Annotated in this window: 20 protein-coding genes; 10 read left to right on the top strand and 10 right to left on the bottom strand. The window is 48.6% G+C overall.

Going from position 1 to position 18,373, the window contains the following annotated elements; all coding sequences use genetic code 11:
• Nucleotides 1–5 precede the first annotated feature (5 nt).
• From CLV82_RS07045 to CLV82_RS07035, 3 genes are all read left to right on the top strand, one after another.
• On the top strand, nucleotides 6–911 hold the full coding sequence (locus tag CLV82_RS07045; RefSeq protein WP_133643625.1) for a PorP/SprF family type IX secretion system membrane protein: 906 nt from the start codon (nucleotides 6–8) through the stop codon (nucleotides 909–911).
• A 10-nt stretch (nucleotides 912–921) separates the two neighbouring features.
• Entirely contained in the window at nucleotides 922–2,874 is a 1,953-nt protein-coding gene (locus CLV82_RS07040; protein WP_133643624.1) for an OmpA family protein, read from the top strand.
• Between the two features lie 132 nt (nucleotides 2,875–3,006).
• Nucleotides 3,007–3,684: a hypothetical protein gene (locus CLV82_RS07035; protein WP_133643623.1), complete on the top strand. Its 678-nt coding sequence runs from the start codon at nucleotides 3,007–3,009 to the stop codon at nucleotides 3,682–3,684.
• 4 nt (nucleotides 3,685–3,688) lie between these two features.
• Here CLV82_RS07035 and CLV82_RS07030 read toward each other — a convergent pair whose 3' ends face one another.
• From CLV82_RS07030 to CLV82_RS07020, 3 genes are all read right to left on the bottom strand, one after another.
• Nucleotides 3,689–4,834: an MFS transporter gene (locus CLV82_RS07030; RefSeq protein WP_133643622.1), complete on the bottom strand. Its 1,146-nt coding sequence runs from the start codon at nucleotides 4,832–4,834 to the stop codon at nucleotides 3,689–3,691.
• A gap of 69 nt (nucleotides 4,835–4,903) precedes the next feature.
• Entirely contained in the window at nucleotides 4,904–6,178 is a 1,275-nt protein-coding gene (kynU, locus tag CLV82_RS07025) for a kynureninase (protein WP_133643621.1), read from the bottom strand.
• Between the two features lie 64 nt (nucleotides 6,179–6,242).
• Nucleotides 6,243–6,704, bottom strand: coding sequence for a GNAT family N-acetyltransferase (locus CLV82_RS07020; RefSeq protein WP_133643620.1), 462 nt, complete (start codon nucleotides 6,702–6,704; stop codon nucleotides 6,243–6,245).
• 55 nt (nucleotides 6,705–6,759) lie between these two features.
• On the opposite strand from CLV82_RS07020, the gene CLV82_RS07015 reads away from it, so the two are divergent.
• Nucleotides 6,760–7,401 carry an O-methyltransferase gene (locus CLV82_RS07015; RefSeq protein WP_133643619.1) on the top strand — a complete coding sequence of 214 codons (642 nt, stop codon included), beginning with the start codon at nucleotides 6,760–6,762 and terminating at the stop codon, nucleotides 7,399–7,401.
• Here CLV82_RS07015 and CLV82_RS07010 read toward each other — a convergent pair.
• From CLV82_RS07010 to CLV82_RS06985, 6 genes are all read right to left on the bottom strand, one after another.
• Nucleotides 7,364–7,939 carry a phosphatase PAP2 family protein gene (locus CLV82_RS07010; RefSeq protein WP_133643618.1) on the bottom strand — a complete coding sequence of 192 codons (576 nt, stop codon included), beginning with the start codon at nucleotides 7,937–7,939 and terminating at the stop codon, nucleotides 7,364–7,366. The genes CLV82_RS07015 and CLV82_RS07010 overlap by 38 nt on opposite strands.
• An 8-nt stretch (nucleotides 7,940–7,947) precedes the next feature.
• Nucleotides 7,948–8,229 carry a Sec-independent protein translocase subunit TatA/TatB gene (locus CLV82_RS07005; RefSeq protein WP_133643617.1) on the bottom strand — a complete coding sequence of 94 codons (282 nt, stop codon included), beginning with the start codon at nucleotides 8,227–8,229 and terminating at the stop codon, nucleotides 7,948–7,950.
• 92 nt (nucleotides 8,230–8,321) lie between these two features.
• Nucleotides 8,322–10,619, bottom strand: a complete 2,298-nt coding sequence (locus CLV82_RS07000; RefSeq protein WP_133643616.1) for a M1 family metallopeptidase — start codon at nucleotides 10,617–10,619, stop codon at nucleotides 8,322–8,324.
• Nucleotides 10,620–10,677: 58 nt separating this feature from the next.
• Nucleotides 10,678–11,181, bottom strand: a complete 504-nt coding sequence (locus CLV82_RS06995) for a DUF6702 family protein (protein WP_133643615.1) — start codon at nucleotides 11,179–11,181, stop codon at nucleotides 10,678–10,680.
• 39 nt (nucleotides 11,182–11,220) lie between these two features.
• Nucleotides 11,221–12,000: a hypothetical protein gene (locus tag CLV82_RS06990; protein WP_133643614.1), complete on the bottom strand. Its 780-nt coding sequence runs from the start codon at nucleotides 11,998–12,000 to the stop codon at nucleotides 11,221–11,223.
• Entirely contained in the window at nucleotides 11,987–12,736 is a 750-nt protein-coding gene (locus CLV82_RS06985) for a hypothetical protein (RefSeq protein WP_133643613.1), read from the bottom strand. The genes CLV82_RS06990 and CLV82_RS06985 overlap by 14 nt, the downstream gene beginning before the upstream one ends.
• Nucleotides 12,737–12,996: 260 nt before the next feature.
• On the opposite strand from CLV82_RS06985, the gene CLV82_RS06980 reads away from it, so the two are divergent.
• A complete protein-coding gene (locus CLV82_RS06980) occupies nucleotides 12,997–15,093 on the top strand; it encodes a hypothetical protein (protein WP_133643612.1) in 2,097 nt (698 codons plus the stop codon).
• Nucleotides 15,094–16,242, top strand: coding sequence for a gliding motility-associated C-terminal domain-containing protein (locus tag CLV82_RS06975; protein ID WP_243744165.1), 1,149 nt, complete (start codon nucleotides 15,094–15,096; stop codon nucleotides 16,240–16,242). It begins immediately after the preceding gene.
• Nucleotides 16,243–16,545: 303 nt separating this feature from the next.
• On the opposite strand, the gene CLV82_RS14915 is transcribed toward CLV82_RS06975, so the two are convergent.
• Nucleotides 16,546–17,178, bottom strand: a complete 633-nt coding sequence (locus CLV82_RS14915; RefSeq protein WP_243744208.1) for a hypothetical protein — start codon at nucleotides 17,176–17,178, stop codon at nucleotides 16,546–16,548.
• 10 nt (nucleotides 17,179–17,188) lie between these two features.
• On the opposite strand from CLV82_RS14915, the gene CLV82_RS14955 reads away from it, so the two are divergent.
• The 4 genes from CLV82_RS14955 (at nucleotide 17,189) to CLV82_RS14830 (ending at nucleotide 18,349) form a co-directional block, all read left to right on the top strand.
• On the top strand, nucleotides 17,189–17,323 hold the full coding sequence (locus CLV82_RS14955) for a hypothetical protein (RefSeq protein WP_262708040.1): 135 nt from the start codon (nucleotides 17,189–17,191) through the stop codon (nucleotides 17,321–17,323).
• A gap of 117 nt (nucleotides 17,324–17,440) precedes the next feature.
• The gene (locus CLV82_RS14910; protein ID WP_243744207.1) at nucleotides 17,441–17,602 is read left to right on the top strand and encodes a hypothetical protein; all 162 of its coding nucleotides are present in this window, start codon (nucleotides 17,441–17,443) and stop codon (nucleotides 17,600–17,602) included.
• Between the two features lie 153 nt (nucleotides 17,603–17,755).
• Nucleotides 17,756–17,944 (top strand): hypothetical protein, encoded by a 189-nt coding sequence (locus CLV82_RS14950; RefSeq protein ID WP_208107992.1) that lies wholly within the window; start codon nucleotides 17,756–17,758, stop codon nucleotides 17,942–17,944.
• Between the two features lie 108 nt (nucleotides 17,945–18,052).
• Nucleotides 18,053–18,349 (top strand): hypothetical protein, encoded by a 297-nt coding sequence (locus CLV82_RS14830; RefSeq protein WP_208107991.1) that lies wholly within the window; start codon nucleotides 18,053–18,055, stop codon nucleotides 18,347–18,349.
• The last annotated feature ends 24 nt before the right edge of the window (nucleotides 18,350–18,373 follow it).

Raw genomic sequence — 18,373 nt, 5'->3', positions numbered from 1 at the left:
CTAAAATGGAAAGTCTGAAGAAATACATCGTACTGATGATACTGGTAGTATGCTCTGGAGTCAACGCCCAGCAGTTGCCACAGTTCACCCAGTACATGTTCAATACCATATCAGTGAACCCGGCCTATGCAGGCAGCAGGGGTACGCTCAACCTGACGGCCCTGCACAGGAACCAATGGACAGGGATAGAAGGAAACCCGAGGACCAATACTTTTTCCCTGCACGCTCCATTGCGGAATGACAGGATCGGCTTAGGGTTATCCTATATCAATGACCGTCTAGGTTTTGAAAAGACCAATTATATCTACGGAGATTTTTCCTATACCATCCCGGTTACCCAGGCTGCAAAGCTCTCGTTCGGGTTAAAAGCCGGTTTTACGAACTATTACCTGGAAAGTCCGGATGGCAGCGACCCGTTTTTCAATGCTAATTTCACCCAATGGTCCCCGAATATCGGTGCAGGAACCTTCCTGAGCACGGATCGTTGGTACGTTGGGATCTCCTCTCCCCGAATCCTCAATACAGACCTAAACGAGGGAGAATTCCAGGCCGTTGAACGGAACAGTTATTACGCCATCGGCGGGTACGTGGTAGATCTATCAGCAAATCTGAAATTCAAGCCTACCATGTTGAGCAAGTTCACCAATGGTGCTCCCTCTTCCTATGACCTTTCGGCTTATTTCCTTTATTCAGAAAAGATCTGGTTTGGAGCAACCTACAGACTAAATAATTCGTCCGGCTTCGGAGCCCTGATCGATTACCAGATCAGTAAGGATTTCCGGATCGGATATGCCTATGACACCCCTACCGGGGACCTGAAACCTTATTCTTCGGGAACACATGAAGTGATCCTGATCTATGAAACTGGATTTAAAAAACTAGGACCTGCTAAATCCCCCAGGTACTTTTAAAAACCGCATTATGAAGAACCAATACACGAAGTTTCTGATAGTGCTTCTGAGCTTTACCATGCAATTGGGTATGGCTCAATACGGGGCACAGAAAAGAGGTGACTATTTTTTCGGCCAGTTTGCTTACAGTAAAGCGATCAAGGAGTATGAGAAGATGGTAGAAGGTGGTTTTAACCTGGATCACGCCCATCAACAGCTGGCAGAATGTTACCTGCTGATCCGTGATTACAAGAAGGCCTTACCACATTTTGAAAAGATCATCAACAACTCCAGCGTACCCACAGATTACTATTTTAAGTACGCTATGGCTCTCTATAGTGACGGGCAGTATGATGAATCTGAAAAATGGTTGAAGAAATACAAGAAATACAACAAGAACGACTCCCGGGTGAAGCGTTTCCTGAAAGACGGGAACCTGGCCTCGGTAGTGTTCAACAGTCGCCAGCGTTATACTGTAGAGCTGGCTGATTTTAATACCGAAGAAAGTGATTTCGGGGTCTTTGCACAAAATGGTTACCTCTACTTTGCTTCCTCAAGTAAAGAGCAGGTGGATGGGGAAGAATACGGATGGAATGATGAGCCCTGGCTGGATCTCTTCAGGATCAGGGAGGATGTTCCCGGTGCCATCCCGGAACTGGTGAATGGTGATGTAAACACGAAGTTCCATGAAAGTAACCTCATCTTCACCACCGATTATAAGAAGGATACAGTCATCTACTTTACCCGGAATAATTTTTATAAGAATAAAAAAGCCTACGGGATAGAGAAAGAACTGAACCTGAAGATCTATCGCGCTGAGAAAGAAAATGGGGAGTGGAAGGTAAACAAAAGCCTGCCGATGAACAGCGATTATTATTCCACGGGTCACCCCTATGTAAGTCCCGATGGCAGGAGGTTGTATTATACCTCTGACAGGCCTGGAGGCTTCGGGGGCACAGATATCTATTATTCTGAGATCCATGAAAGAGGGGGAATTGGTCCGCCGATCAATGCCGGCCCGGTAGTGAATACGGAAGGAAACGAAATGTTCCCTTTTATCAATAACGAAAACCAGTTGTTCTTCTCTTCTGACGGGCACGTCGGGTACGGGCAATTAGACATCTTCTCCACTATTACTAACGAAGAAGGGAAGATCGTCGATGTGATCAACCTGGGAACCCCGGTCAATTCGGGTGCAGACGATTTTGGTTACTACGCCCATGAAAATGGAATTTTCGGTTATATCAGTTCTAACCGGGAAGGTGGTAAAGGCAGTGATGATATTTATAAATTCAAGTTCACCCCTTCCCTTACCGTGGAAGGATACGTACATGACGGAGTGAACGGACAGCCCCTGGATAGTGTGCGAATCACCATCTATGACCAGAAGACAGGTATCAAGGAGGGAGAAGTAACCACGGATTCAAATGGTTACTACAGTATGTTCATCAACAGGGAGCGGAATTATATGCTGGAGGCGGTACGCCGTACACATCCCCATAAGTCCGTATATTTTAACACCTACGTGACGCCTCTCACAACCCGTATCATGAGGCAGGATATCATCCTGGAACCGGTACTGGACCTGAAACTGCTTGCTAACCTGAAAAAGATATATTTTGATTTCAACAAACACGATATCCGGCCGGATGCGGCAAGGGAATTAGATAAGGTAGTAAAACTGATGACCGTGACCTATCCGGAAATGATCATCCGCCTGGAAGCCCATACCGATCCCGTGGGTAGCCATGCCTATAATGATGATCTTTCGGAAAGAAGGGCCAGATCTACCTATGAATACCTGATCGCTCACGGGGTTTCCCCTGATCAGATCGTATCTTACAAAGGATTCGGGAAAAGGGAACCGGTAAACGACTGTACGGGCAGATCAGATTGCACGGCTGATGAACTGGAGCTGAACAGGCGAACAGAATTTCCGATCATACAGATCAAAAAAGGCAGACAGTTACTGGCGAAACACTGATAATGGTATTTATACAAGTCGACTAAAAAAAGAGACAGGATCTATCCTTGTCTCTTTTTTTTATCCCCATCCCGTGCTAAAACAATTTGGAACACATTGTTTTAAGCCTGTATATTTGAAAAAAGATGAATAATGAAAAAGTCGCTCCTTTTACTTCTCTTAGTTTTATTAACCACAGTATCCTGCAAGAACCCAACGGAAAAACCGGGAACGGCTGAAGAAGAAAAAACCATCCTGGAAAAAGTCGCTTATGCGCACGGGTATGAGCATTGGAAGGATGTCCGCCAGATACAGTTTACTTTTAACGTGGACAGGGACACTACCCATTTTGAACGGCACTGGCGCTGGGAACCCGGAAGCCAGGCGGTGACCATGCAGATGAGCGCAGATACCCTGAGCTATAACCGCAAGGAGGTAGATAGTCTTAATATGAAAGCTGATGCCAGTTTTATCAACGACAAATACTGGCTGCTCGCTCCTTACCAGCTGGTTTGGGACCAGGATAATTTTGAGTATGAATACCAGGAAGCGGTAACTGCACCTGTATCGGGGAGTAAAATGAATAAGCTGACTATTGTTTACGGGAACGAAGGCGGGTACACCCCCGGGGATGCCTACGATTTCTACCTGGGCGAGGATTACCGGGTGAAAGAATGGAGTTTCAGGAAAGCAAATGCGCCCGAACCCAACCTGAGTACCACCTGGGAGGATTATAAGGACTTTGGAGGCTTACTAATCGCCACCATGCACAAGAACGAGGAAAGCGGTTCCAGGCTATATTTTACTGACCTGAAAGTGGCGATGGAATAAAAGGTCACTGCTTTGCCCTAAGGCGCAGCGTAGCGAGAAGAACAACCAGGGACCCTCCCAACAGCACCATAAAACTGATCTTCAGGGACGAACTTTCTGCAAGGAAGCCGAGCACGGGCGGCGCCATCAGGAAGCCTGCATAACCCGATCCTGCGATGAAGGCCACTCCCTGGGAGGAATCCACCCCTTTCACATGACCTCCGATACGGAACAACTCCGGTATGATCACGGAAAACCCCAGGCCGATCAAAGCGAACCCGAGAATGGCCACGTAAGTGAAGCTTGCCAGGACAGCGAGGTAACCAGCTATGGCGACCAATATTCCCAGAGCAACGATCTTTACCGACCCTATCCTGGCACTGATCGCGTCACCCAGGAAACGGCCCAGGGTCATCGTGATGGAAAATGCCAGGAAGCCTGATCCCAGGAGCACCTCTGGGGCCATACTGATTTCTTTAAGATACAGGGCGCTCCAGTCTACAACAGCACCCTCACTGGCCATGACGATAAAAGAAACAATTCCCAATAACAACAGAGGCCGGAACAACCGCAGGCTGAAAGGTTCTTTTTCCACAGGAGCCGCCTTGATATGGAGATAATGGCGGTGAAACCTGTAATTTATGATCAGCACCACCAGCACCACGATCAACATATGAATAGCAGGAGATGGCATAACCGGGATCATAAAACTGCCCAACCCGGCAATCACCCCGCCCAGGCTGAAAAACCCGTGAGCGGAAGACATGAACTTTCTCCCATCTTCCTTCTCGATCTCGGTCACGAGGGTATTCATGGAAATATCGAGGAATCCATTGGTAGCTCCGAAAAAGAAAAGGGATAACATCAGCAGGTAAAAGTCGTTCACCAGTAACGGCAGTAATGCCGCAACACTGGCCGCCAGCACAGCGTACCAGGTAGCTTTTCCTACTCCCATTCGGTTAACGAGCCTGGGTGCCACGGGGAAGATCGCAAATACACCTAAAGACAGGCAAAAGAGCGCGATTCCCAGGCTGGCTTTATCAATCCCCAACTGGCTTTTTACCGCCGGGATATAGATGGCCCAGGTGCCAAACCAGATATTGAGACTCGCAAAGACCCAGGCCGGTGCAAAATACCTGGACCTGGAGAGTATCAGTTGAAGTGAGCTCATAGAATGCGGTGCATCCCGGTATTAATACCCGGAGTGTGAAGTATTAAATATAGATCACTTCCGTAAAACTCAGGAAACTTTTTCGAGAATTCCTTTCTTGAGCAACTGCCCGAAATGATACATATCTTCGTAACTACAATAGAACGGTGCCGGGGCGAGCCGGATCACGTTGGGTTCGCGCCAGTCAGGGATAACGCCGTTCTCCATCAGGAAATCAAAGAGCGGACGTCCCTCTCCGTGAAGAAATACCGAGAGCTGGCACCCGCGGTCTTCCGGGGTGATGATCTCAAAACTGCTGTCTACTTCTTTATCAATTTCTTTCAGGATGAATTCCAGGTAGGCGACAATTTTGTTGCGCTTCTTGATCAGAGCCGGCATTCCCACTTCCTCGAACAGTTCCAGCGATGCCAGGTAAGGAGCAACCGACAGGATCGGGGCATTACTCAATTGCCAGGCGTCGGCGGTAGAAATAGGTTCAAACTCGGGCCGCATCAGGAAACGGGTTTCCTTCTTGGTACCCCACCAGCCTTCGAACCTGGGGATATCCGTACGATCCAGGTACTTTTCGTTAATGAAGACACCCGAGGCATTCCCCGGGCCGCTGTTCATATATTTATAGCTGCACCAGGCGGCAAAATCCACATCCCACTCGTGCAGTTTCAGGGTAATATTACCGGCAGCATGGGCCAGGTCCCAGCCTACCATTGCCCCCACTTCATGGCCAGCTTCGGTGATGGTCTTCATATCAAAAACCTGCCCGTTATAGTAATTGAGCCCTCCTATCATCACCAGGGCCAGCTCATCCCCTACTTCGTGGATCTTAGCCACAATATCCTCTGTTCGCCAGAAGTTCTCTCCTTCTCTCTTATTTACCGTCACAACAGCCTCTTCCGGATCAAATCCGTGAAACCTCACCTGGCTCTGCAGCATATACTGGTCAGAAGGAAATGCTTTCTCTTCACAAAGGATCTTGAATCTTTTCTTGTCCGGGCGATAGAAAGAAACCATCAGCAAATGAAGGTTAACCGTAAGGGTGTTCATCACCGAAACCTCCTCTGGTTTGGCCCCGACGATCTTCGCAAGCGGCGCAGCCAGCCGTTCGTGGTAATCCCACCAGGGTTTGTCTGCCTTAAAATGACCTTCCACAGCCATATTCTTCCAGTCAGACATCACTTCGTCTATATATTTTTGGGTGCGTTTTGGCTGTAATCCCAGGGAATTCCCGGTGAAATAGATGACAGGCTTACCATTGTGCTCGGGAAAATGAAATTCAGACCTGTACGACCTGAGCGGGTCTTCTTCATCAAGTTTTCTTGCGTAAGCGAGGGTATTCTGAAATTCCATCTGGTGTTTTTTTCAAAAATACGACAAGCCGGATGATATCTCCATATCCTGATAAGAAGTTCTGCTATTCCCTGCGGTACCGCATCTCTATGAGGTGCTTCGCAAATCCGGCTTTTTCATAGGCCCTGATGGCAGGGTAGTTTTCCGTATACACCGTTAGCCTCAATTCGTTAAGCCCTTGCTTTCCGGCCCAGTGCTCCAGGTGCCCCATCAACAGTTTGTTTATTCCCTTCCCACGGTATTCCGGGTCTGTATACATGAAGCCCAGGTAGGCGTAATCGGTATGATCCAGGTAAGGCCGGGCCGGTTTAGGGCGGGCATAACCGCAGGCGATCACTTTATTATCTATCTCTGCCACGAGGAAATGCACCTCGGGGTTACTGATCAGTTCCTGCAGGTCATAATAAGTAACCGGGTCGGGTTTAATGGTTGGGTCCATCGGTCGTTCTGCACGGATGAGTTCCTGCTCAAAACGGGCCAGAGTCTTCAGGTCCCCGGTCTCAGCTTTTCGTATTTTGATCGCCATGGTTGAAATTGTTAAGACTGTGCCATAAATGGCTATTTTTGCACAAAATGAAGATATGCATTTTCTGCCTGAATCACTGGAATGGTACGTGGAGAATCACTCCCAGGATGAACCCGAATTATTGAAAGAGCTCACCCGGGAAACCCATCTGAAAGTAATCCAGCCCCGGATGCTCACCGGGCATTACCAGGGAAGGTTGCTGAGTATGCTTTCCAAGTTACAGCGCCCGAAGAATATCCTGGAAATAGGAACCTATACCGGGTATTCTGCCATTTGCCTTGCTGAAGGACTACATCCTGAAGGCACACTTCACACCATAGACGTCAACGAGGAATTACATGCCATGCAGAGAACCTATTTTGACAGGAGTGGTGCGGGGGATCGTATCGTACAACATACCGGGAATGCCCTGGATATTATCCCCGGGCTACCCTTAAAGTTTGACCTGATGTACATCGATGCTGAAAAAAAGGAATACCTCTCTTACTACGAGGTGGTAATGGAAAAAGTTAACCCGGGATGCCTGATCATCTCTGATAACGTGTTATGGTCCGGGAAGGTACTCGAGGAAGTGAAGTCCGGCGATAAGACCACCCCTGTATTGCTGGAATACAATAAAAGACTGAAAGAGGACCCCAGGGTGGAGACGGTCCTGTTATCTATTCGTGACGGCTTGACGCTAAGTAGGGTCCTATAAAACCGTTGTACATGTAGAAGAAAAAGAATGCCGAAGCAGTACCCACAAACGTCCCTACCAGTATATCCACGGGATAATGTACTCCTACATAGATCCGGCTGAAAGCGAAGATGAAAGGCCATAAGAAGAATAACCATACCCATTTGTACTTATCTTTCAGGAACAGGTATACCAGGGTGGTAATGGAAAAACTGGAAGCCGCATGGCCGGAGAAAAAACTATAATTCGTCGGACTCTTGAGGATCCTGATCAGGGTATTGATCTCTTCTTCATTGTTTGGCCTTAACCGGGCAACAAACTCCTTGGTAACATCGGTCAGGAACACCACAAAAAACAGCAGGCAGATTATCCATAAAGACATGAACAATGCCTCCTTTCTCCGGTGCTTGAGAAGGATCAGTAAGAAGAATAAGATATAGAGAGGGATCCAGGTAGTAATATTAGTAACAAAAGACCAGAAGCCATCCAGGCGTTCAATTCCCAGGCTGTTCAGGTAGATAAATGTTTCCCTGTCCCACTCTAGTATTTTCTTTAACATAGGTAATATTACTTACGTTTGATGGTCCCGGTGACTTCATCAACATTTTTCTTCACCTGGTCTATCTCCTTCTTGATATCGTCCGTAAAACTGGTATCTATTCCCTGCTTCTCGGCACTCTTCTGGATCTCCTGTTTGATATCTTCAGTAGCATCCCTGAGCTGTCGCATACCTTTGCCTAACCCCTTGGCAATTCCCGGGATCTTGTCCGCGCCGAATACCATGACCACGATGAACATGATAAAGAAGATTTCGGCCCCGCTGATGAATAAAATTACACTGGCATACATGCCACAAATATAAGCAAGTTTGATCTCCAAAAACAAAGTCCCGCCAGTTTAAAAAACCGGCGGGACTCATTTTTTATTCTACAGCGTTCAAATTAATTATCGCCCTGTATACTTTGCTTAAACTTGTTGAAATCAGATTCCTCTGCCTTTTTAGGCCAGCTGTTGTTCGAGGTATCAATATCCGCAGTTTCAGCTTTCGGATCTACCACTACACCTACCAGTTCTTTCTGGGTGGCCATAATCCTGCTTACCTCCTTGTCACTTTTCCTCCAGATCTCTGGCGGGAAAGTCACGTTTTCTTTGCTGCCATCGGCATAGGTGTACTCAACGATCAATGGCATTGGAATACCACCCGGCTTTTCAAAAGTAACTTCGTAAAAGTACTTAGGTTCTTTTACCGCAGCCCTTTGTTCCGGGGTCAGGTTATCCATCATAAAGGCATTAAGCGTCTGCGAGCTTTCTGAAGGGGTTTTCCCTTCTCCGTCTTCACTTTCCTCTGAAAGGTAAACCAGGGGCGGCAGGTCTGACGGACTCATGTTATTGGCAGCGATATACTCCTCCATCTGGGGAGTGGGTTTGTCGCTCACATAATATTTCTTTACATCTTTCACCCCTATGTCTACATAGTCTGTGGTGTAGAACCAGGATCTCCAGAACCAGTCCAGGTCTACCGCAGAAGCGTCTTCCATAGTACGGAAAAAGTCTTCAGGGCTGGGATGTTTGAACATCCAGCGCTGGGCATAGGTTTTAAAAGCGTGATCAAATAATTCCGGTCCCATTACAGTTTCCCTCAGGATGTTCAGCGCAGTGGCTGGTTTGCCATAGGCATTTGGCCCCAGTTGGTAAACATTCTCCGGGTTAGACATGATCGGGGCAAGCGTGCTCTGGTCCCCGCTCATGTAAGGCACGATCTTGGAAGGTGCCCCGCGTCGAGAAGGATAATTCTCATGGGGAGCGATAACTGATGGATTTTCTTTCCCGAACTGCTGCTCGGCCAGGTATTGCATAAAGGTATCCAGTCCTTCATCCATCCATCCCCACTGACGCTCGTCAGAGTTGACGATCATTGGGAAGAAATTATGTCCCACCTCGTGGATGATCACACTGATCATCCCGAACTTGACGCGGTCAGAATAGGTCCCGTCCTCGTTTGGACGACCGTAATTCCAGCAGATCATCGGGTACTCCATTCCCTGGTTCTTGGCGTGGACAGAGATCGCCTTGTGGTAAGGGTAATCAAAGGTGTGCTTGGAATATGTCTTCAGGGTGCTGGCAACTGCCTTGGTAGACTGCTCTTCCCATAAGGGGTTCCCTTCCTTAGGATAAAGGCTAACAGCCATAACATCCTTGTTCCCGATCTTAACGGCCTGCATATCCCAGATAAATTTACGGGAGGTTGCAAATCCGTAATCCCGTACATTTTCAGCTTTGAACTTCCAGGTCTTTTTCTTCTCAGAAAAACCTTTCTCAGCTTGCTCAGCTTCTTCCTGGGTTACGATCAGTACAGGTTTGTCGTAAGATTTCTTAGCGCGCTCGTAACGCTCCATCATGGTCTTTGAGAATACCTCCTTGCGGTTCAGCAGTTCTCCTGTAGCGTCCAGGATGTGGTCTGCAGGGACAGTGATATTCACCTCGTAATTACCGAAAGGCAACGCAAACTCGCCACTTCCCCAGAACTGGTGGTTCTGCCATCCTTCCACATCGTTATAGACAGCCATCCTTGGAAAGAACTGCGCAATTACGTAAGCGCGGTTACCATCCTTCTCAAAGTATTCATACCCGGATCTTGCACGGTCTACTGTATGATCAGGGATGTTATACCACCACTTGATATCAAAAGAGAATTTCTCACCACTCGCAAGCGGGGTTGGCAGGTCTATCCTCATCATGGTCCTGTTGATAGTGTAAGGCAGGGCCTTGCCGTTGGTATCTTTTACATATTCAATATTGAAACCTCCGTCAAAAGGCTCACTCATGTATTCTTTTGTGAATGTTGCCGGCTGGTAAGCCACCGCGATCCTGCTCGGGTTCCGTAAAGGAGACTTGGAATCTTTGGCCCGTACATTCTGGTCCAGCTGTACCCAGAGGTACTCTAACACGTCCGGGGAATTGTTGTGGTAAGTGATGGTCTCTTTCCCGTAGAGCTTGGCATTCTTATCATCCAGCTCGATGTCCATCTTGTAGTCTGCCTGTTGCTGGTAATAATCAGGCCCGGGGGTTCCGGAGGCAGACCTGTAGGTGTTGGGGGTAGCGAATTCCTCGTACATCTGGCGGAATTTGCTCTGGTTAGTGTGGCCGGGTTCCTTGGTGATGGTGGAATCGTCCTGGGCAACCACTACTGCGGCAACCATGAAAAGGATTGCCGAAAATACATGCTTGATCTTATACATTCTGGTTTTTTTTGAGGTTCCGAAAATAGTTTATTTTATAAATTTTGTTCCGAAAACGTTATAAGTTTAACATTCCTTTATTATTCTCCCGGATGAGCACAAAACTCTTTTTTTGTCCCTTTAATTTAAAGTGGACAATATTCTGCTGTTCTTCGAAGAGGTCGGTCAGCAGGTCGTTCTGAATCTCCAGTGTTTCCACTTTTTCCAGCTGTATATCCTGAACTTCTATATAGCAGATCACGAGGTCATCCTTGTACTGTTTCCCCAGGAATTTAAAAGGTACCGGCTTGCCATTGACCCTGAAGATGATCTTGGAGCGCAGGTACTTGTCGATATAGTGATCAGCCTGGGGCGATTCCCTTTTGGTGGCCAGGGCAGCTTTTATCCCGTACCGCTCGGACAATAACTTATCGAGGTCGTCTATAAAGATCCGGCTGGTGACCTGCAGCGCCTGGTCTTTTTCAGAGTATTCGACCATGGTGACGCTGACATAGAACTTATGCGCTGTAAAAGCAAAAAGAGGTAAGAGCAGCAGTAGTAACAGCTTTTTCGGGGTTTTCATCTTCATCGGTTTATAGCTAATGGAGCAAAGTCTGTGCCATTAATCCAGGTCGTTTGCCTTGCGGTATGCTTTACTTTTCAGCACCAGGTATTCCCAGGTGCGCAGGGCATCCCCGCCGGTGACAAGAGCACTGAATTCGGGATCGACCTCGCAAAAATAGAAGAAATCGTCTATTCTGTCTGCGGGTAGTTTCAATTCTTTGATATAGACCGAATCCGGGTAGCTGTAACGCACCTTTTCTGTCTGGCTGTATTTGCGTTCCCGTGCCAGCACCTTTTTTAAATATTTTGTCCGCCCTGAGATTCCATTCAGGATGGGATTCAGGGGAATGATACCGCCACCCGTACTGGCTTCGAACAGTTTCCTCTCTGCCTGTGTCCTGGGTTTTGCATAGGCATTAGGCAAGCCCATGGTAGAAGCGACCTTGACCGGGCCGGCGCCGTTGGCCAGGTCCTGTTCCAGGTCCCCGGACAGGTTATAAGGACGGAGAATGACCTCGTCCAGGGCATTGACAAATTCCTCCAGGGGGACCAGCAGTAAGGGGGTCAGGAGCATGTCTTCTGATAAGACCAGGGATCGACGCTGTAATTGTACCGCCGAGAACAACAGGGTATCACCGGTTTTAGCTGCGAGAAAGAATCTTCCTTCCTGGTCCGTGATGGTCGCCTGGTTTTTGCTCAGGTTCATCACGTGTACGTCGGGCACACCGATCCCCCGGTTGGTCACTATTCCCACCACCTGGGTCTGCGGCCTGGTCTGGGCCGTTAACATCAGCCCGGAAAGGAAGAAAAGTAGAACGTAATACTTATTGTTTGGCATCGAGTTGGGCACGATAGGCTTTGCTCTGGTTCACCAGGAAATCGATCAGCTGGAATTCGTTGTTCTTTAAAAGCAGGGTATACTCCGGGCTGTTATCATCCACGTAGTAGAGAAAGTCGTCTATCTTATCCTGGGGTACATTCAGGTCCACGACAAAGAAACGATCATCATACACTTTGCGGAGTACTTCGCTCATTTTCAGTTTCGGTTGGGCAGCTTCCGGCTTGTCTTTCCCTAAAGAAGCCAGGGCTTTAAATATGTTCACGAAGTTTAGGCCGTCTTTCATTCCCCTGGTAGTCGGGTCCATGGCAATATTTTCGACTTCGGCGGTGGCGTCGGTCTCGTATTCGTACTGCTTGAATTGTTCGTTCTGCAATTGCAGGAATTTTTCCTGGTTCTCAGGGCTGATGACGACTTCGTCCAGTTCCGTCACCTTTTCGTTCACTTCGATAACGAGCCGGTTATTGGCGAGCATGGCTTCGGTAACGGTAAGGATCTCTATCTGGTAATTGACCGCGGTAAAGATCAGCTCATCCCCCACCTTGACGGGGATGGTGAACTCGCCCCTGCTGTTGGTGATGGTCGCTTTCTCGGCCGTGGTATTGATGACATTCTCGTTGGCTACGCTGCTGTTGCGGTAGAGAACCTGTCCCCGAAGTAACTGCCGGTCCTGGTCCTGAGCACTGAGGGAAGAGAAGCTTAAAAAGAGGGTCAGTATATAGAGGCAGTATTTCATGTGATAGGGTTAAAAATCGTTGTATGTCCGAAAGATAAAGAAAAGCCACGAGGGCCTCATAAAAAAATACAGGGGCTTAAACTTATGTTAAACGGGATCCTTACACTTTAAATTCTCCTGGAACAGAGCAAATAAGAGCACTTCGGCATCGGCACTGGCTATTTATCCCAGAAAAGTGTATTTAGCGGGGTAAAGATCGTAATCTGCAAAGTTTCAGTTACTTTTGGGATACCATACCACGAGATTTATTTGATTAAGCTATGTTACAAAGATACCTGCCATTACTGTTCGTATTTGGCTGCATACTGACGGGGAGCGCACAGATCAAGATCGGTGAGAATCCCCAGAATATCCACCCCGCTTCTGTGCTGGAGCTGGAGAGCAATGATCGGGCCCTGGTGATCACCCGGGTTAGTACCGCGGAGATGAATGCCATCGTTCCTTTACAGGGGGCAATGGTCTATAACAACGATACAAGCTGCATCCATTTCTACAACGGCAGCGAGTGGCTGAACCTGTGTGATGCCCTGGGACTGTCTTTTTCCACGGACCCGGTGGTGAACCCGGCCGAGACTATTGTGATCACGGAGACGGACGGCAACCGTAATTTCGAGGTGGGGCAGATCACAGGGATGAACATCGTGGATTTCAGTATAGCGGGAGTGGACCTGCAAAACAATTCGATCACCGCCAATAAGCTGGCTGCCAATTCGGTCGGGAGCGAGGAGTTGCAAGACAACACGGTCACCGATGCGGAGATCGATTACAATGTGGTGACGCTGAACGATTTTCTGAACGATGCCAACTTTATTACTGGGGCGGATATCGTCAGCCCGGATCCGAACAATGCTATCACTGACAGCGGGGGAGCTTTTTTTGATGCCACTCCGCTACAGAACAGCATCACCACTAACACGAACAACCTGAACAACCACATTGCGGCGGATGGGGATCTGGATAGCAGTAATGAGTTAATTACCGGAATGCAAATCCAGGGGAATAATCTGGTTATTAACGAAGGTACTAACCAATCACAGGTTGACTTAAGTCCATTTACAAATACTGGTACAGATAGTCAAACGCTTAGCTTGAATACGGGAACTAATACATTAAGTATTTCAGGGGGAAATCAAGTCAATCTTAGCTCTTTGCTGGATAATACGGATAATCAAAATTTAATTGGTGCTTCTCTCAATGGGGCTAATATCTTACAAATCGACATTGAAGATGGTAGTTCAACAACCGTTGATCTTTCTCCATTGGCAGGAAACGGAGGTAATCCCAATGACGAACTAAACACCACTTTTGCTGTAGTGGGTGCAAATCTAGAGCTGACAGATAATGGAGGAACTCTACAGGTGCCCCTGAATCAAATTGATACCGATGATCAAATTGCAAACGAAGTTCCCGTAACCGCTATTCCTACCAACTACGCAGCACTAACCCAAGATGTCGAAGCACATCTTGAAGGTATTGATGCAGCTCTTGCTGCTGGGGGAGGTAATCCCAATGACGAACTGAACACCACTTTTGCTGTAGTGGGTGCAAATCTAGAGCTGACAGATAATGGAGGAACTCTACAGGTGCCCCTGAATCAAATTGATACCGATGATCAAATTGCAAACGAAGTTCCAGTAACCGCTATTCCTACCAACTACGCAGCACTAACCCAAGATGTCGAAGCACATCTTGAAGGTATTGATGCAGCTCTTGCTGCTGGGGGTTCAGGTCATAGCGGTACAGAGGGGTCAATTTTCTTTGCGGATAATGTTACGGGCAATCCTACAGAAGATAACACTAATCTCTTTTGGGATAATAATTTAGACCGGTTGGGAATAGGCTTAAACACACCTCTAACACCTCTCCAAGTAAATGGTGAAACCAGATCTGAAAAATTTACAGCACAAGCTGGTTCAGCAAATTTACCAAGTTACAGTTTCTCAGAAAATATTGATTTCGACACGGGAATGTTCAGACCTAGTCCTGATCAGTTAGGTTTTAGTACAGGAGGAGTCGAGGCCATTAGAATAAATACGGTTCAAGATGTCGGAATTGGCATTTTCCCAACCTCCAACTTACACGTACCTGGTTCAATAGCAACAGGTGCAAGAACGGCAAGCGGTAATTTTAGTCTTGGAAAATCAGATTTCACTATTATTATAACCGCTGATAGTAACATTACATTACCATCTGCTGCAGCCGTTGACGGAAGAGTATATATTATTAAAAATCCCCAGTTCACCGTGAATATTTCAGATTACACTAACGCGATAGGGGGAACTAATAATACCATAAATGCCGGTAGTAGTGTATGGTTACAAGCAATAGGTGGAGTTTGGCATCAAATCAATAATTAGGTGAGATATTTTGTAGTATTTTATTATTTAATAATTAGCTGGCATTCGATTTCCGCCCAAACCGCCCTCTACAACAGCGGCAATATCCGGATTCACGACGGCGGGATCATCGGTTTCCACACCGACCTGGTCAACGATGGCAGTTTTGACGAGAACCGCGGGCTGGCGGGATTTTACGGTACCTCCCCCCTCACCCTCTCCGGGGCTTTTATGCCTTTTTTCTACGATACGGAATGGGCCAATGATTCGGGCGTAGACCTGCAGACCCCGGTCAGCGTAACCAACAACGCCAATTTTATAATCGGCGATGTTCGTACCCCCAGGGATATGCGGGATGTTTTCCTGAATTTCACGGAGGACGGTTTCTACAATGGCGAGACCGATCTTACTAAGGTGGATGGCTATGCCTCGGTCACCGGGCAGGCAAGTTTCAGCTTCCCGGTCGGCACGCCGCAGCAGCTGCGGCCACTGGTGCTGAATTCGGACGGCCCCAATCCCCTGGCCAAATGCGCCTATTTCGCAGAAAATCCGAACAACCCCTCTACCTTCCCTCCTTTCAACACCGAGATCCGTGCCCAGACCATCAGCGGGATCAGCCAGGTGGAATTCTGGCGCCTGGAAGGCAGCGTCCCCTCTACCATTACCCTCAGCTGGAATCCCTCCAGCGGGATTGCAGCCCTGGCCCCGGAACTGGAAATGCTCACCATTATGGGCTGGAGCAAACAGGCCCGGCGCTGGGTATCGCTGGGGCATACCGTGGTTTCAGGTGACCTGGAGAACGGTTTTATCTCCTCGGCCAGCTTTATCCCGGACGAGTACGAGATCATTACCTTTGGCAGCCTGGCCGAACCTTCGGATATTCTCGCCCTGCCGAACTATATTCTCACCCCGAACAACGACGGTATAAACGATTTTCTACGGATCAACGAGCTGGAACAGAGCCCAAATAACAGTTTAACGCTATTTGACCGGAATGGACTCCTGGTCTTTAAAGCTGCACCCTACCAGAACAATTTCGCAGGTTTTTCTAACGTAGACAACCTGGTGATCAACCGGGAACAGGGATTGCCGGAAGGCATCTATTATTACGTACTGGAATTATTTGATCTCGGCCTGCAATACCAGGGATTCCTATACCTTGAAAGGTAGAAGACTAAATCATTGTATTTCGCGATAACCGGGCAATTTTCAGGACGAACTGCTAGGTGATAAATGATTCACCACAACATGAATTCATTTCACAACAAAATCTTCTGCTCCTCTGGTCATTGGGCTAATTTCACTGGGTAAACCCGGATTTTATCCAATAGTCAACCAATGAGATTATTTTACTTATCCATCGTCCTCTTTATCCTGGGCCTGAATATGGCCCTGTCACAGGTAAAGATCGGGGATGATATCAGCACCATCCACCCGGCTTCACTCCTGGAGCTGGAAAGCAGTACAAAGACCTTAGTGCTGAGTCGGGTAACCGACTTCCAGATGCAGCGCATAAAACCCCTCCAGGGGGCTTTGGTCTTTAATACCGATTCCAAAGACATTTACTACTACAACGGGATCCAATGGACCCGCTTCAGCACTTCCGGGGGCAATGGCGGTTCCCCTAACTTTACTTTTACGGATAATGGTGACGGAACATTTACCATCAATTATACCGACGGTAAATCTTTCACTTCCCCGGATCTTACAGGGCCGCAGGGTGCTAAAGGTGATAAGGGGGACAAGGGGGACAAAGGTGACAAAGGTGACAAGGGTGACAAAGGTGACGTAGGGCCGAAGGGTCCAAAAGGGGAAACCGGGGATACCGGGATGCAGGGACCCAGTGGGCCAAAAGGTGACCAGGGTGATGTAGGTCCTCAGGGACCTAAAGGAGATACTGGTGCGCAAGGCCCTCAAGGAGAACAAGGGATACAGGGACCCACGGGACCCGAAGGTCCGCAAGGTCTGAAAGGGGACAAAGGTGACAAGGGGGACAAAGGTGACCAAGGTGACGTAGGACCTCAAGGACCTGTTGGAGCTACTGGTGCTCAGGGTCCTCAAGGTGAAAAAGGAGATCAGGGTATCCAGGGTGAGACTGGGCCTCAAGGTCTAAAAGGTGACCAAGGTGAACAAGGAATCCAAGGTGAAACCGGGCCAGCAGGACCCCAAGGTCCACAAGGTGAAAAGGGTGACACTGGTGACACAGGACCACAAGGTGAACAAGGAATACAGGGACCCACGGGATCCGTAGGTCCGCAAGGTCTGAAAGGGGACAAAGGTGACAAGGGGGACAAAGGTGACCAAGGTGACGTAGGACCACAGGGACCGATCGGACCAGCAGGACCCCAAGGAGAACAAGGTATTCAAGGTGAAACGGGACCGGCAGGACCAACTGGACCCCAGGGTGAACAAGGAATCCAAGGTGAGACTGGACCAACAGGACCCCAAGGTCCGCAGGGTCCAAAAGGAGAAACCGGGGATACGGGGTTGCAGGGACCCAGTGGGCCAAAAGGTGACCAAGGTGACATAGGACCTCAGGGACCTGTTGGAGCTACTGGTGCTCAGGGTCCTCAAGGTGAAAAAGGAGATCAGGGTATCCAAGGAGAAACCGGACCGGCAGGACCTCTAGGACCTAAAGGTGACACCGGTGCTACCGGACCTCAGGGGCCTCAAGGTCTGAAGGGTGACAAAGGAGACAAAGGTGACGTTGGACCGCAAGGACCGATCGGACCAACTGGACCCCAGGGTGAACAAGGAATCCAAGGTGAGACTGGACCAACAGGACCCCAAGGTCCGCAGGGTCCAAAAGGGGAAACCGGGGATACCGGGATGCAGGGACCCAGTGGGCCAAAAGGTGACCAGGGTGATGTAGGTCCTCAGGGACCTAAAGGAGATACTGGTGCGCAAGGCCCTCAAGGAGAACAAGGGATACAGGGACCCACGGGACCCGAAGGTCCGCAAGGTCTGAAAGGTGACAAGGGTGACAAAGGAGACAAAGGGGACACTGGTGACACAGGACCTCAGGGACCTGTTGGAGCAACCGGACCCCAGGGAGAAAAGGGAGATACTGGTGCGCAAGGTCCGGAAGGAGAACAAGGAATTCAAGGTGAAACAGGACCGGCAGGACCCCAAGGTCCACAGGGTGCCAAAGGTGATACTGGTGCTACAGGACCGCAAGGACCGCAGGGTGCCAAGGGTGACAAAGGAGACATCGGTGCTACTGGACCACAAGGACCCCAAGGAGAACAAGGTATTCAAGGTGAAACGGGATCCGTAGGTCCGCAAGGACCGCAGGGTCCAA

It is taken from the genome of Zeaxanthinibacter enoshimensis (genome assembly GCF_004362865.1).
Classification (GTDB): Bacteria; Bacteroidota; Bacteroidia; order Flavobacteriales; family Flavobacteriaceae; genus Zeaxanthinibacter; species Zeaxanthinibacter enoshimensis.
Note: the sequence above shows the minus strand (reverse complement) of the source record. Positions and strands in the feature narration are given on the sequence as shown.